Annotated in this window: 12 protein-coding genes; 8 read left to right on the top strand and 4 right to left on the bottom strand. The window is 65.3% G+C overall.

The features are described from left to right. Positions 1-75: 75 nt before the first annotated feature. A complete protein-coding gene (locus tag CKW06_RS17235; protein WP_005410516.1) occupies positions 76-654 on the bottom strand; it encodes a C40 family peptidase in 579 nt (192 codons plus the stop codon). Between the two features lie 73 nt (positions 655-727). Here CKW06_RS17235 and CKW06_RS17230 point away from each other — a divergent pair, with 73 nt between their 5' ends. The 7 genes from CKW06_RS17230 to CKW06_RS17200 all read left to right on the top strand — a co-directional run bounded on the left by CKW06_RS17230 (position 728) and on the right by CKW06_RS17200 (position 7,305). Then, on the top strand, positions 728-1,210 hold the full coding sequence (locus CKW06_RS17230) for an FKBP-type peptidyl-prolyl cis-trans isomerase (protein ID WP_012480915.1): 483 nt from the start codon (positions 728-730) through the stop codon (positions 1,208-1,210). Positions 1,211-1,309: 99 nt separating this feature from the next. Then, positions 1,310-2,554, top strand: coding sequence for a DUF418 domain-containing protein (locus tag CKW06_RS17225; RefSeq protein ID WP_024956344.1), 1,245 nt, complete (start codon positions 1,310-1,312; stop codon positions 2,552-2,554). A 3-nt stretch (positions 2,555-2,557) separates the two neighbouring features. Further along, positions 2,558-3,808, top strand: a complete 1,251-nt coding sequence (locus CKW06_RS17220) for an NAD(P)/FAD-dependent oxidoreductase (RefSeq protein ID WP_024956343.1) — start codon at positions 2,558-2,560, stop codon at positions 3,806-3,808. Continuing rightward, on the top strand, positions 3,805-5,163 hold the full coding sequence (gorA, locus tag CKW06_RS17215; RefSeq protein ID WP_005410512.1) for a glutathione-disulfide reductase: 1,359 nt from the start codon (positions 3,805-3,807) through the stop codon (positions 5,161-5,163). Before CKW06_RS17220 ends, gorA begins: the two co-directional genes overlap by 4 nt. Before the next feature lie 118 nt (positions 5,164-5,281). Next, positions 5,282-6,202 (top strand): DMT family transporter, encoded by a 921-nt coding sequence (locus CKW06_RS17210; protein ID WP_024956342.1) that lies wholly within the window; start codon positions 5,282-5,284, stop codon positions 6,200-6,202. Next, a complete protein-coding gene (locus tag CKW06_RS17205; RefSeq protein ID WP_370473650.1) occupies positions 6,109-6,537 on the top strand; it encodes an MGMT family protein in 429 nt (142 codons plus the stop codon). The genes CKW06_RS17210 and CKW06_RS17205 overlap by 94 nt, the downstream gene beginning before the upstream one ends. A gap of 93 nt (positions 6,538-6,630) precedes the next feature. Then, entirely contained in the window at positions 6,631-7,305 is a 675-nt protein-coding gene (locus CKW06_RS17200; RefSeq protein WP_005410509.1) for a rhomboid family intramembrane serine protease, read from the top strand. 50 nt (positions 7,306-7,355) lie between these two features. Here CKW06_RS17200 and CKW06_RS17195 read toward each other — a convergent pair whose 3' ends face one another. Further along, positions 7,356-8,939, bottom strand: a complete 1,584-nt coding sequence (locus CKW06_RS17195; protein WP_024956341.1) for a phytoene desaturase family protein — start codon at positions 8,937-8,939, stop codon at positions 7,356-7,358. A 76-nt stretch (positions 8,940-9,015) separates the two neighbouring features. After that, positions 9,016-9,510 (bottom strand): VOC family protein, encoded by a 495-nt coding sequence (locus tag CKW06_RS17190; protein WP_005414106.1) that lies wholly within the window; start codon positions 9,508-9,510, stop codon positions 9,016-9,018. A gap of 316 nt (positions 9,511-9,826) precedes the next feature. Here CKW06_RS17190 and CKW06_RS17185 point away from each other — a divergent pair, with 316 nt between their 5' ends. Then, complete coding sequence (locus tag CKW06_RS17185; RefSeq protein WP_005410506.1) at positions 9,827-12,850, top strand: TonB-dependent receptor; 3,024 nt, start codon at positions 9,827-9,829, stop codon at positions 12,848-12,850. 130 nt (positions 12,851-12,980) lie between these two features. On the opposite strand, the gene CKW06_RS17180 is transcribed toward CKW06_RS17185, so the two are convergent. Continuing rightward, entirely contained in the window at positions 12,981-14,990 is a 2,010-nt protein-coding gene (locus CKW06_RS17180) for a M13 family metallopeptidase (protein ID WP_005414105.1), read from the bottom strand. Between the last annotated feature and the right edge of the window lie 163 nt (positions 14,991-15,153).

Raw genomic sequence — 15,153 nt, 5'->3', positions numbered from 1 at the left:
GTTAAAAATTCCGTTAGTAATTCGTTAGTTGCACGGTGATGTTCGTCACAGTTTTGAACATATCGCCTGTTCATTTTAGCGAAGGACGCGTTTCGCCCCTGTGTAGTGGTCCTTCCAGTAGGGACCGCTGAGCGAGTCGAGGCGCACGGTGCCGCCGGTGCTCGGCGCATGCACGAAACGCCCTTCACCGACATAGATACCGACATGGGTGACGCTGCCGCGGCTGCCGAAGAACACCAGGTCGCCGGTGGCCAGGCGCTGCGGATCGATCTTCGGACCCTGTACCGCCGCCAGGTCGCGCGAGGTGCGCGGCAGTTTCAGGTCCAGCATCTCGCGATAGACATAGGCCACCAGGCCGCTGCAGTCGAAGCCGGAATCCGGGGTGTTGCCGCCATAGCGGTAGGGGGTGCCGACCAGGCTGATGGCACGCATCAGCACCGAGTTGGCCGCCTCGGGGTTGTCCGGCACGGTCTTCGGCCAGTTCGCGGTCGGCGGGGGCGGAGCGGGGCGGGTGGCCTTGCCGCCGCCGCAGGCGGTCATCAGCACGGGCAGGGCCAGCAGCAGGGCCGGGGCGAGGAGCCGGCGCAGGCCGGACGAAACTGGCGTGATGTGCATGTTCTCCGGATAATGCGCCACCTTGGGATTGGCCGTCATGATGGCGGCGTCCCCGCCGGGCGACAACCCGCCCCAACCCGCCTGCCTCCGGCAGATCCAGACAGAGTTGCGCATGAAGATCGAAAAAGACCGCGTTGTCCGCTTCCACTACACCGTTTCCGAAGTCGGCCAGGAGCCGATCGAATCGTCCAAGGACCGCGGCGAGCCGCTGGCGATCCTGATCGGCCACGGCAACATCATCCCGGGCCTGGAAAACGCCATGATGGACAAGGAAGCCGGCGCGACCTTCAGCGTTGACGTCAACGCAGCCGATGCCTACGGCGAGCGCCGCGAGGGCCTGTCCCAGCGCGTGCCGAAGAAGCATTTCGGCAACACCAAGCTGGCTCCGGGCCAGCAGGTCGTGCTGCAGACCAACTTCGGCCCGCGTGCGGTGACCGTGCAGAAGGTCGGCATGAGCGTCGTCGACGTCGACCTGAACCATCCGATGGCCGGCAAGGACCTGCACTTCGACGTGGAAATCGTCGATGTGCGCGAAGCCGGCAAGGAAGAGATCGACCACGGCCACGTCCACGGCGACGGCGGTCACCACCACTGATCGCAGCGCGATCATGATGGCAGCAACGGCCCGCTTCGGCGGGCCATTGCGTTTCTGGAACACGGCGCGGCCATCCATGGCACGCGGGCCGGCGGCATAATGGCGGACCTGCCCGACGGACGCCCCGTGAACGCCGCTTCTCCTTCCCTGCAACCGGTGGCTTCCGGCGAACGCATCGCCGTGCTGGACGTGCTGCGCGGTGCTGCGCTGCTGGGCATCCTGCTGATGAACATCGAGGCCTTCAGCGGACCGCTGGACCTGGCCTTCACCGGCATCGACGTGCATTGGCAGGGTATCGACTACTGGGCCGATGCCTTTGTCTACGTATTCGTGCAGGGGAAGTTCTTCACCCTGTTCTCGTTGCTGTTCGGCGCCGGGTTCGCGGTGATGGCGCAGCGCGCCGAGGCGGCCGGGCGTGACTTCACCCCGTTCTACCTGCGCCGCAGCGCTGGCCTGCTGCTGATCGGCCTGTGCCACGCGCTGCTGGTCTGGTCCGGCGACATCCTGGTGATGTACGCGTTGGTCTCGTTGCCGTTGCTGGCCTGCCGCGAGGCGCCGCGCAGCTGGCTGCCGTGGATGGGCGTAACGGTCTATCTCGGCGGTGTGGCGATGATGCTGCTGGTCGGCGCGATGGTGTCGATGGCTTCGGCGGAGGACGTGCGGAAGATGCTCACCGACGCGCAGCAGAGCATCGATCTGCAGCGCCTGGTGTACGGGCAGGGCAGCTGGATGCAGGCCAATGCGCAGCGGCTGAGCGAGTTCGGCACGTCGATGGGGGCGATGCTGATCACCGGCCCGGAAGTGCTGGGCATGTTCCTGATCGGCAGCTGGTTTGCCGGCAGCGGCGCGCTGGCCACGCCGGATCGCTTCCCGCGGCTGTATGCGGTGTTGCGTTGGGGGGCGCTGCCCTTCGGCCTGCTGGTCACGCTGCTGGGTGTTGCCTGGAAGCCGTATCTGGCGCCGGGCGCTTACGACCTGCCGGTTACGGCGGCGATGGCGCTGGTGACGATCGGCGGCCTGCCGATGTGCCTGGGTTACCTGGCCTGGATCGTACACTGCCGCGCGCGGCTGGGCTGGCTGGCGCCGGTCGGGCGCATGGCGTTGACCCATTACCTCGGCCAGTCGCTGCTGTGCACCTGGCTGTTCTACCACTACGGCCTGGGCGCGTTCGAAACGATGCCACGCAGCGTGCAGTTGATGTTCGCGCTGCTGTTGTTCACCGTGCAGGTGGGCATCTCGCACGTATGGCTGCGCCGCTTCCGCTTTGGGCCGATGGAATGGCTGTGGCGCGCGATGACCTATCGGCAGTGGCCGCCGATGCGGCGCGAGGCCGGCCAGGGCTGATCGATGCAGCGCGCGCGCGAGGATGTGATCGTGGTCGGCGCCGGTGCCATTGGACTGGCTGCCGCACTCGCGCTGCGTGCACAGGGCCGGCAGGTACGCGTGATCGACCGTGGGCGTGTCGGCGGCGCGACCTCGCATGGCAACTGCGGCACCATCACCCCCAGCCACGCGCCACCGCTGGCAGCGCCCGGCGTGCCGTTGCGCGCGCTGCGCTGGATGCTCGATCCGCGTGCGCCGCTGTACGTGCGTACACGCCTGGACCCAGCATTGTGGCGCTGGCTGCTGCAGTTCGGGGCGCGCTGCAACGCACGCGACTGGCTGCACGCCACGCGGGCACGCGGCGCATTGTTGAATGATTCACGGCTGCGCCTGGCGCAGTGGGTGCAGACGCATGCGCTGGACTGCGAGTTCGAGGCGCGCGGTCTGGACTATGTGTTCGGTGACGCCCGCAATTTCGATCACCACGCTGCCGAGTGTGAGGCGCTGAACGCACAGGGCATTGCCTCGGCGCGCATCGATGGCACCGACTACGCGCGCGACAATCCGGCGTTCCATGATCGCCTTGCCGGTGCGATCCACTTCCCCGGCGATGCCCAGCTGCGTCCGGACCGCTACACCGCCGAACTGGCGCGCGTGCTGCGCGCACAGGGCGTGGTGATCGAAGAGCAGTCGGACGTGGAGGATTTCAGCGCCGATGCGCAGGGTGTGCGCGTGCGTGTCGGTGAACGCATGCTGCTGGCGCGCGAGCTGGTGCTGGCGACCGGGCCGTGGTCACCGCGCTGGGCGCGGCAACTGGATCTGCGCGTGCCGATCCAACCCGGCAAGGGCTACTCGCTGACCTGGTCACGACCGGCGCAGGTGCCGCAGCGTCCAGTCGTGCTGAAGGACCATTCCGTGTTCGTGATCGCGTGGCGCGAAGCGCTGCGGCTGGGCGGCACCATGGAATTCGCCGGTGCCGATCCGCAGCTGCGCACGACCCGCCTGCAGGCCTTGCAGCAGGCCGCCGACCACTACCTGCGCGCGCCACGTGGTGTGCAGCTGCAGGAGCAGTGGTGCGGGTGGCGCCCCATGAGCGTGGACGACGTGCCGTTGATCGGCCGCGCGCCCGCGCATCCTCACGTCTGGCTTGCAGCGGGGCATGGCATGCTCGGCATCAGCATGAGCGCCGGCACCGGCCAGCTGATCGCCGATCTCGTCTGCGGCCGCACGCCAGCGATCGATCCTGCCCCTTACCGACCCGAGCGATTCCGATGAGCACTGCACCCTATGATTACGACCTGATCGTCCTTGGCGGTGGTTCCGCCGGCCTGGCTGGCGCGATCCGCGCCGCGCAGCACGGCAAGCGCGTGGCGCTGCTGGAGCCTGGTGAACTGGGCGGGACCTGCGTCAACGTCGGCTGCGTGCCGAAGAAGGCCATGTGGCTGGCGGCCGACCTGCACGAGCGCATCGGCCTGGCCAGTGCGATGGGTTTCGATGTCAAGGCACGCCCGGCATTGTCGTGGAAGGAGCTGGTGATCCATCGCCAGGCCTACATCAGCAACATCCACACCAGCTACCACAAGCGCCTGGACGAAACCGGCGTGGTGCGCATTCCGGCGCGCGGTCATCTGCTCGATGCGCATACCGTGGCCTGCAGCGATGGCGTGCGTTACAGCGCTGAACACATCCTGATCGCCACCGGCGCGCACCCGCTGCGGCCTGACATCCCCGGTGCCGAACTGGGCCTGGTCTCCGATGATTTCTTCGATCTGCGCGCGGCACCGGCCGAGGTGGCGATCATCGGTGGCGGTTACATCGCGGTGGAGCTGGCCGGCCTGCTGCAGGCACTGGGCAGCAAGGTGAGCCTGCTGGTGCGTGGCCAGCGGCTGCTGGATCGCTTCGATTACGAGCTGACCGATCAGCTGGCCGAGAACCTGAAGCAGCAGGGCGTGCGCATCCATTTCGGCTATCGCCTGCGCGAACTGCAGCGCGATGGCGAACGCGTACGTGCATTCGGCCATGATGGCCCGCTCGACAGCGTGTTCGACGCGGTGTTCTTTGCCACCGGCCGCCGTGGCAACAGCCGCGATCTGGGCCTGGAAGCGCTCGGCATCGGTATCGGCGAACACCAGCAGGTGCAGGTGGACGAATGGCAGACCACGTGTGTGCCGAGCGTGCACGCGGTGGGCGACATCGCTGGCAAGGTCGGCCTGACCCCGGTGGCGGTGGCCGCTTCGCGGCGGCTGATGGACCGCCTGTTCGGTGGCCGCCCGCAGTCGAAGATGGATTACGAGAACGTGGCCAGCGTGGTGTTCTCGCATCCACCGCTGGGCGCGGTGGGCATGAGCGAAGAAGAGGCGCGCGCGCGGTTCGATCAGGTGAGCGTCTACCACAGCCGTTTCCGTCCGATGCTGCAGGGGCTGGCCAATGGCACCCAGCGCAGCCTGTTCAAGATGGTCTGTGCTGGTCCGGAAGAACGGGTGGTGGGCATCCACCTGCTGGGCGAAGCGGCCGACGAGATCCTGCAGGGGTTTGCGGTGGCGGTGAAGATGGGCGCGACCAAGGCCCAGTTCGACGACACCGTGGCGATCCACCCGACCTCGGCCGAGGAAGTGGTGCTGATGCGCTGAGCTGGACGGTTCTAGAGCCGAGCCTATGCTCGGCTCTCCAGGTCACCAGGCGCACCCATGCGACAATGGACGCCCTTGCGCCTTCCCTGGCCGCCCCGTGCGGCCCGCCGTCGTCCTGATGTCCAGCCCCGCTTCCCGTATCGCCACCGCTTCCCCACGCATCGCGCTGGGAGGCATCGGCCTGGCCGCGATCGGCGCCATCGCCGCCTCCGGCAAGGCCATCATCGTCAAGCTCGGCCTGCGTCACGGCGTGGATGCCACCACGCTGCTCGCCCTGCGCATGCTGATGGCGCTACCGCTGTTCGTGCTGATGGCACTGTGGGCCGCGCGCCGGGCCGAGCCGCTGTCCTGGGCCGACCGTGCCCGCGTGTTGTGGCTGGGCTTCACCGGCTACTACCTGTCCAGTCTGCTCGACTTCCAGGGCCTGCAGTACATCAGCGTGACCCTTGAGCGCCTGATTCTTTACTTGAACCCGACCCTGGTGCTGCTGATCAACGTGCTGCTGACGCGCCAGCGGCCGGGTCGGTGGCAGATCGGCGCGCTGGTGCTGAGTTACCTCGGCGTGCTGCTCGCCTTCGGCCACGATCTGCAGCGCGAGGGCGGGCAGATCATCGTCGGCAGCCTGCTGGTACTGGGCAGTGCGCTCAGCTACGCGCTGTACCTGTTCGGCAGTGGGCAGGTGGTCGCACGCATCGGCGCGGTGCGGTTGACCGCCTATGCCAGCTGCGTGGCCAGCGTGCTGGTGCTGCTGCATTTCGCGGTGACCCATCCGCTGCCGTTGCTGTGGCAGGCACCGGCGCCAGTGCAATGGCTGTCGCTGGTCAATGCCACCGCGTGCACGGTGCTGCCGGTGCTGGCGATCATGCTGGCGGTGCAGCGCGTGGGTTCGTCGCTGGCCGCGCAGGTCGGTATGCTGGGCCCTGTTTCCACCATCGTGATGAGCCTATGGCTGCTCGACGAACCGATGGGACCGGCGCAGATCGCCGGCACCGTGCTGGTACTGATCGGCGTACTGCTGGTGACCCGCCTGCGGCGCTGACACCGGAGCAGGCGCGTGCGCGCATCCTGGCGGTGATCCGCGCGATCCCCGTGGGCCAGGTGATGGGCTACGGCCAGGTGGCGATGCGCGCGGGCCTGCCCGGGCGTGCACGCCTGACCGCGCGCATCCTGGGCCAGAACGACGACCCGGACCTGCCCTGGCACCGCGTGCTGCGCTCGGATGGGCGAATTGCCATGGAAGAAGGGTCGGCCGGATGGCGCGAGCAGTCACAGCGGTTGCGCGCGGAGGGCGTAGTGGTGGAGAACGGCCGGGTGCGGATGCCGGCGGCTGATCCGGCAGCGGCACTGGATGCCGCTGTGTGGGGCCCGGGATGAGCACCGCTGGCGACTGAACAGGCCGGACCTGAGGGCCGCCAACAAGACACGGTGCTGCGGCTATGATGGAGGCCGTTCCATGCCGGTACTCCCATGTTCCCGCGACTGCCAACCGTCACCAAGGCCCTGCTGATCGCCAATGCGATCCTGTTCCTGCTGCAGCAGCCGTTCCTGCTCGGCATGCAGACCTTCGAGCCGTTCATGCTGCAACCGCTGCAGCAGGGCTTCGATGCGTTCTCGCCGGGCGGCAACTTCCAGCCGTGGCAGCTGCTGACCTATGGCTTCCTGCATGGCAGCTTCGGCCACCTGTTCTTCAACATGCTGGCGGTCTTCATGTTCGGCGCGCCGCTGGAGCAGACCTGGGGCGAGAAGCGCTTCCTGCTGTATTACCTGGTGTGCGTGGCTGGTGCAGGCGTCTGCCAGCTGCTGGTGGGCACGCTGCTGGAAAACCCGGCGACGGTGCTGGGCGCCTCCGGTGGCGTGTTTGGCCTGCTGCTGGCCTACGGCATGCTGTTCCCCAACCAGCGGGTGATGCTGCTGTTCCCGCCGATCCCGATGAAGGCGCGGACCTTCGTGATCCTGTTCGGCGTGGGCGAACTGGTGCTGGGCATGACCGGCTGGCAGCCGGGCGTGGCCCATTTCGCGCACCTGGGCGGCATGCTGTTCGGCTGGTTGCTGATCCGTTACTGGCGCGGGCAGCCGCCGTTCAACAAGCGCCGCCCGCCCGGCCCACCGAAGCGCCCGAACCATCTGCGCAGCGTCAAATGATCCGAAGGATCATTTGAGGCTGTGGGTGCCGACCGTTGGTCGGCACACCGCTACAGGTCCCGCAGCACCACCTGCGCCGCATTGTGCCCCGGTGCACCGGTAACACCACCGCCGGGATGGGTACCCGACCCACACAGATACAGGCCGGGAAGGGCGCCGCGATAGCCGGCCTGGCCGACCATCGGCCGCGCCGAGAACAACTGGTTGGCGCTCAGTGCGCCGTGGAAGATGTCGCCGCCGACCAGGCCGAAGGTGCGTTCCAGATCGAGCGGGGACAGCACCTGACGACCGAGCACGCTGTCAGCGAAGCCGGGCGCATAGCGTTCAACGGTAGCGATCATCAGGTCGGCTACCGTCTCGCGGTGGTCATCCCAGTGACGCCCATCAGGAAGTACCGGCGCCACATGCTGGCAGAACAGGCTGGCCACATGCTGCCCGGGCGGTGCCAGTGAATCGTCCAGCGTACTGGGTATCAGCATTTCCACGATCGGTTCGCGCGACCAACCGTCGCGGCGCGCATCCAGCCAGGCGCGATCCATGTAGTCCAGGCTGGGTGCCATGATGATGCCGGCACTGAGGTGATCGCCCGGACCGGGCAGGGCGCGGAACTCCGGCAGCCGCGACAGCGCCACGTTCATCCGGAAGGTGCCGGAACCGCAGCGCCAGTTCGTCATGCGTTCGCGTGTGGCAGCCGGTACCTGCGCCGGCTCCAGCAGCTGTTCGTACAGCAGCTTCGGATTGACGTTGGCGACCACCGCGCGTGCACGCAGGGTTTCGCCGTTGGCCAGTTCCACCCCCACGGTGCGGCCCTGTTCGGTCAGTACCCGTCGCACGCCGGCATCCACGCGCAGCTCGGCCCCGGCCTCGCGCGCCGCGCTGGCGATGGCCTGGCTGATCGCGCCCATGCCACCCATCGCATGGCCCCATGCACCCTTCACGCCATTGCACTGGCCGAACACGTGATGCAGCAACACGTAGGCGCTGCCCGGTGTGTATGGACTGGCATAGTTGCCGACGATGCCATCGAAGCCGAACAGCGCCTTGATCGGCTCGCTCTCGAACCAGCGGTCCAGGTATTCCGCCGCCGACAGCGTGAACAGGTCCAGCAGCTCCTGCCGCAGCGGTGCATCCAGCGCCGCCAGTTCGCGGCCGAGCTTCCCCATCTGCCAAAGTGCGGGCAGGCCGCGCCAGCCGCCGGCAACGCCGATGTCCGGTGGCGCGCGTAGAGCCCACGCGCGCAGTACATCGGCGAAGATCTCCAGGCGTGCTTCGTACGCTGGCAGGCGCTGTGCATCCCGCTCGGAGAATCCAGCGACTTCGGCCTGGGTGCGGCCAGGTGCCGACAACAGGTAGCGGTCGTCGGGCAATGGCAGGAAGTTGTTGGCCGGGCGCGCGACGATGCGCAGCCCATGCGCATGCAGTTGCAGGTCTTCGATCACCTTCGGTTGCAACAGCGACACCGTGTACGACGCCACCGAGTTGCGGAAGCCGGGATGGAACTCCTCGGTGACCGCCGCTCCGCCGAGCACGCCGCGCCGTTCAAGGACCAGCACGTTCTTTCCGGCCTTCGCCAGATAGGCCGCACAGACCAGACCGTTGTGGCCACCCCCGATGATGATTGCATCCCAGGACATCAGCACCTCTGAAAAAAGGGACGGAGGGGATTAAGTCGCAATTGGCACGGGACCAGCGGCGATGGGAAGAAACGACTTAATCCCCTCCGTCGCCTTTTTGGATTGCGGCCTGGATGGTGGCGATGTCGATCTTCTTCATCGGCATCATCGCGTTGAAGGCGCGCTTGGCCAGTGCCTTGTCCTTGCTGGTCACTGCTTCGATCAACATGCGCGGGCTGATCTGCCAGGAGATGCCCCAGCGATCCTTGCACCAGCCGCATTGGCTCTCCTGGCCACCGTTGCCGACGATCGCATTCCACAGACGGTCGGTCTCGGCCTGGTCCTCGGTCTGGATCTGGAAGGAGAACGCTTCGCTGTGCTTGAACGCGCTGCCGCCGTTGAGGCCGACGCAGGGAACGCCGCAGACGGTGAATTCGACGGTCAGCACGTTGCCTTCCTTGCCATCCGGGTAGTCGCCCGGCGCGTGATGCACGGCGGTGACCGCGCTGTCGGGCAGGAGGCTGGCATAGAAGGTGGCGGCCTCGAGCGCGCCGTTGTCGTACCAGACACAGATGGTGTTCTTGTGTGCCATGTCGGGGCTCCGCGATGGACGAGGCCGCAGCGATAGCACGCCGGGTGTTAAGCCGGGATGGGTATCACGGTGACCGGAGACTGGGGGCGGAAACGGGAGGAGCGGGCTGCAAGCGGCTGATTAATAAACAAAACTTGAACAAAGTTCATGTTTGTATCAAAACTTTTCCTTCAATTTCAATTGGTTATTTTTGTTCAGCTGCCATTGCAAATTAAGAATTGATGAAATTAATATTTGGTTCAGCTACATGGAGCTGTCGCTTCCGTGCAGCAATTCTGCAACTGCAGCCTGATCTTCACCGAATCAAGGAAACTCCATGACCAGCAGCAAGCACGTCGCAAGGTTGAAGCGTACCGCCTTGGCGGTCGTCCTGACTTCTTTCATCGGCGCCGCAGCCGCGCAGAGCACGACCGGTTCGTTGTACGGCAGTGCGCCTGCCGGCACGACCATCGTCGTGCAGAGCGATACGGGCCTGAAACGCTCGGCGACCGTCGACAGCAATGGCCGCTACAACCTCGGCTCGTTGCCGGTGGGCAAGTACACCATCATCCAGCAGCGTGACGGCCAGACCGTCGATCAGCGCGAGAATGTTCTGCTGAAGGTCGGCGTTGGCACCGAGGTGTCGTTTGCCGGTGGCAGCAGTGCCGCCACCACGCTGGAGGCCGTGAACGTCGTCGCGGCGAATGTGCCGAAGATCGATGTCACCAATACGGTGTCCAAGTCGGTCATTACGTCCGAGCAACTGGATGTGTTGCCACTGGGGCGTAGCGCCGAAGCCATCGCATTGCTCGCGCCAGGTGTTGTCGCAGGCAGTGGCGCGTTCAGCAACGGCTCGCGTTCGGTGCTGTCTTTCGGTGGTTCCAGTGTTACTGAGAATGCCTACTATCTGAATGGCTTCCTGGCCAACAATCCGCTCAGCAACTTGGGTGGTATCAGCCTGCCCTATGGGTCGATCGACCAGCAGGAAACGTTCATGGGCGGCTACGGAGCGGGATACGGGCGCTCCACCGGTGGTGTGATCAACCAGCTCGGCAAGCGCGGCACCAATGAATGGCATTTCGGCGTGCAGGCCACCTGGGCCCCGGACTCGCTGTCGGCTTCTGCGGCCACTGTCATCTATCCCAATCGCCAGCTGCCAGATGGATACAGCTACACCGATGACTCGTTGCCTGGTTCGCTCTATCGCTACCGCAAGGACGATGTCGCCACGCGTACCACCTACAGTGGCTATGCCAGTGGCCCGCTGATCGAGGATCGTCTGTTCATTCACTTGGCTGCGGAAAAGGACCGCACCGAAGGTGTGTCCACGAACAGCTCTGCAGCAACGCAGCAGGTGCGCAACCACTACACCATTGATGCGCCGAAGTTCTATGGAAAGATCGACTGGAACATCAACGATAGCAATACGCTGGAATACACCCGCGTGCAGAACACCGATCGCAACGGTGGCTACTACCGATCGTTCGACTACGAGGACCTGGCCGAAGGTGATCGCACCGGCACGTTCCCGAACACCACGAAGCTCAAGGACGACTTTGACATCTTCAAGTACACCGGCTACCTGAACGATGACCTGACCCTGAGTGCGGTATGGGGTCGCAGCAAGGAGAGCAATCTGGAGTCGAATCCGCTGGATACGGCCAACCCCTATCTCAGCAGCCCGGGCAATCAGGATCCGTCCATTACCGGTGGCCGCCCCATCCGCAACGACCAGTCGGCGCTCTATACCAAGTCGTCAGATGCGGGCAGCAAGACCCGAGGCCTGCGTGTAGACCTGCAGTACCGCATCGGCAACCACGAGCTGACCGGTGGTATCGATAACATGTACTTCCAGGGGCATAACGAAGGTCAGGCGATGACCGGGCCGGGGTATGCCTGGATCTATGGTCGTGTTGATCCGGCCTCGTCGCCGAATCCGGGCTTTGATATCACCCCGCCGGGCGGCAATGGCTACTTCGTGCAGAAGTACATCTTCTCCACGACCACCAGCATGTCGGTCAAGCAGAAGGCCTACTATCTGGAGGACCGCTGGCAGGTCACGCCGAACTGGTTGGTGACCCTCGGCATCCGCAATGACAAGTTCACCAACTACAACAGTGCGGCCAAGCCTTACGTCGACAGCGGTGACCAGTGGGCGCCGCGTCTGGGCGCGAGCTGGGATGTGTTTGGCGATTCGTCGCTGAAGGTGTTCGCCAACCTGGGCCGCTACTACCTGGCGTTGCCCAACAGCGTTGCTATTCGTGGTGCTTCCGCCTCGACGTTCACCCGCGAGTACTTCACCTATAGCGGAATTGATGCCAACGGCAACCCGACCGGGTTGACCGCTCTGGGCCCGGGCCCGGTGTCAGCCAACAATGAATATGGCCAGACCCCTGATCCGTTGTCGATTGCGCCGACCGACCTGAAGTCGCAGTACCAGGACGAGCTGATCCTTGGCTTCGAGAAGACGCTGGGCGAGCGCTGGAGCTCCGGTGCCAAGTTCACCTATCGTCGCCTGCAGACGGCCATCGACGATACCTGTGACTCCGATCGCATCCACGACAAGCTTGCCGCGATGGGCGTCGACGACAGCAATCTCGATGTCCCGGGCTGTGTGATCTTCAATCCGGGCAAGACCAACACCTTCATGATCCGACACGCGGATGGCTCGGGTTACACGCCGGTGCAGATGAGCTCCGCCGACTGGGGTTACGGCAACAAGAAGGCCAAGCGTGACTACATCGCCGTCGATCTGTTCATCGAGCACCCGCTGAGCGACAAGTGGTACGGACGTCTGGATTACACCTGGTCGCGCAGCTTCGGCAATACCGAAGGCCAGGTGAAGTCGGATATCGGCCAGGATGACGTCTCCAAGACCCAGGACTGGGATGCCGCGGCACTGATGGAATACGCCGGTGGCTATCTGGCGAACGACCGCCGTCACCAGCTGAAGGGCTATGGCGCCTATATGTTCAACGACGAGTGGTCGGCGTCGGCCACCCTGCGGATCATGTCGGGGGCGCCGAAGAGCTGCCTGGGCTACTACGGCACCGATGAGAGTGATCCGCTGGGCTACGACGCGGCCTATCACTATTGCGGTGGCAAGCCGTCGCGTCCGGGTGACGCCGGCCGGCAGCCCTGGACGACCCGCCTGGATCTGGGCGTGATGTATCGCCCTTCGTTTGCCGATCACAAGCTGGCTTTCAGCCTGGATGTTTTCAATGTGCTGAACCAGCGTCGCGCCGTGCAGTCTGACGCGGTCTATGAAGATGGCCCCTACACGGTGTCCAACACCTACGGCATGGGTACCTACTTCAGCGCGCCTCGTTCGGTTCGTGTCAGTGCGTCCTACGACTTCTGATCGCAGCACCTGATCGATCTCTCCAGAAAACGACCTGGACCCCGGCCATGCCGGGGTCCCTTTTTTGGGTCGCCAAGCGAAAAAAGGGCGCCCGAAGGCGCCCTCTGCATTACCAGTTGCAGCAGTTAGCTCAGCGCCAGACCTTGATCTGCTCGGCTTCGCTGCGCTGCATCGGCTGGCCGGCCTTGCAGCTGAAGGTGGCACCGAACGCCGGCAGGTTGGCCAGCGTGCCGTTGCTGCGCCACAGGCCCGGTGCACGGATGTCGGCGGTCAGGCGACGCACGGCCTCGTTCGGCGACAGCTGCTGCGCCCACAGTGCCGACCAGGCGCGGAAGAAGCCCTGTTGCTGTGCCTGCTTGGCCTTCGGCTCCTGCGCGGTGTACGCGGCCCAGGCCAGTTCCAGACCGGCGATGTCGGCCAGGTTCTCTTCCTGGGTGAGCGTGCCGTTGACCTTGGCACCCTTCACGCCCGGGAAATCGTAGGCGCCGTACTGCGCGGCGACGCGGTTGCCGAGCAGGGTCCAGGCGGTCTTGTCGGCCGGCGTCCACCAGCTGCGCAGTTCGCCCTTGGCATCGACCAGCGCGCCCTTGGCATCGATCGCGCGGGTCAGCTCGTGGCCGACCAGGCCACCGAAGCTGCCGAACTTGTCGGCAGCGTCGGCCTTGGCGTTGAACACCGGCCCCTGCAGGATCGCAGCGGTGACGATCAGGCGGTTCTGCGCCAGGTCATAGGCCAGCGACGGCTGCTGCGGCAGCACGTCCCAGCGGCGGTCGGCGTTGCCCTTGCCGATGCGCTTCATTTCCTCACGGTGGCGCCAGGTCGACGCGATCAGCATGTTGCCGCCAAACGAACCACGGCCCATCGGCTGCACGCTGTAGTCGAGATCACGCAACGGGGTACCGATCTCGATCTTCAGCGCGGCCAGCTTGGCCTGCGCTTCGGTCTTGGCTTCGGCACTCATCCAGCTGCTGTTCTTGACCGCTTCGATCTGCACTTCGCGCACCTTGTCGACGATCCATGCGGCCTGGCGACGGTCTTCGGCCGACAGGTAACGGGCGGCGTATTCGCGACCGAGCATCGGGCCGGCGGCCACGTTGATCGCCTCCAGCACGTCTTCCCAGCGCTGCGGCGGCAGGGTTTCGCCACGCAGCACGCGGCCGCGGAATTCGAATTCGGCGTCGCGGTAGGCCTTGGACAGGTAGGGCGCCATCGAGTCGCCCACGCGCCAGCGCAGGTAGGCCTTCCACTGGTCCGGCTTCAGCTTGGTGACCATGCCATCGAGCTGCTTGAACAGGCCCGGGTCGGCCAGCGAGACCAGATCGTCGTCCACGCCCTGGGCCTTCAGGAAGGCATCCAGCTGCAGGTTGCGGTAGCGGCTGTTGAGCTCCTTGGTGGAGATCGGCGCGTAGTTGTTGAACGGGTTGTTGATGCCGGCCAGCGACTGCGCGTTGCGCGCCAGTTCGGTTTCCAGTGCGATCACCGATTGCGACTCGGCATCCAGCTTGGCGGCCGGAGTGCCGGTCAGTGCCAGGATCTGCTTGACGTAATTGCGGTAGCGGCCCATCAGCGCCACGGTGTCGGCGTCGGTGCGGGTATAGAACGCCGGGTCCGGCAGGCCCATGCCGCCCTGCATGAAGTAACCGATGTGGCGGTCCAGCGCCTTCAGGTCCACGTCCGGGCCGAAGTTGAAGGCCACCGGGATGCCGACCTGGTGCAGCGCGGCGATCGAGGCCGGCACATCCTTGGCCTTCTTGATCGCGTTGATGCGGGTCAGCAGCGGGGCGATCGGATTGGAACCGTCGGCTTCCACGGCGGCTTCGTCCAGGCCGCTGGCCCAGAAGTCGCCCAGCAGTTTCTGTACGTTGCCCTGCGGCGCCTTCATCGCTGCGTCGAGCAGTTCACGCTGCTGCTGACGGCTGCGGTCGACCAGCTGGCCCAGCGCGGTGGTGGCACCGGTCTGTGGCACCGGGTTGGCCTTCAGCCAGCCTGCGTTGGTGGCGTCATAGAAGTCGCTGCACTGGGCGCTGACGGCCGGGGCGCGCGCGGCCTTCTTCTTGGCGGCGGCGAACGCATCATGGGTCGGGACCAGGGTCGCCAGGCTGATGCCCAGGGCGATGGCAAGCGGACGGAAATTGGGCATGTGGAACGAATCCGTGATGGATTGAGGGCGCGCGCACTATAGCAAGCCGCGCATCGACGCGGCATGTACGCATCACGCTGCTTTCGCCGACCAGGGTCGGCCGCTAGCGGGGAGCGCCGAGATCATTGGATCCACACCATGCGTGGACGAAAAACACCCCCGA

The sequence above is a fragment of the Stenotrophomonas maltophilia genome, from assembly GCF_900186865.1.
GTDB classification, from domain to species: Bacteria; Pseudomonadota; Gammaproteobacteria; order Xanthomonadales; family Xanthomonadaceae; genus Stenotrophomonas; species Stenotrophomonas maltophilia.
The sequence above is the reverse complement of the archived record's forward strand: the minus strand, read 5'-3'. Positions and strand labels throughout refer to the sequence as shown.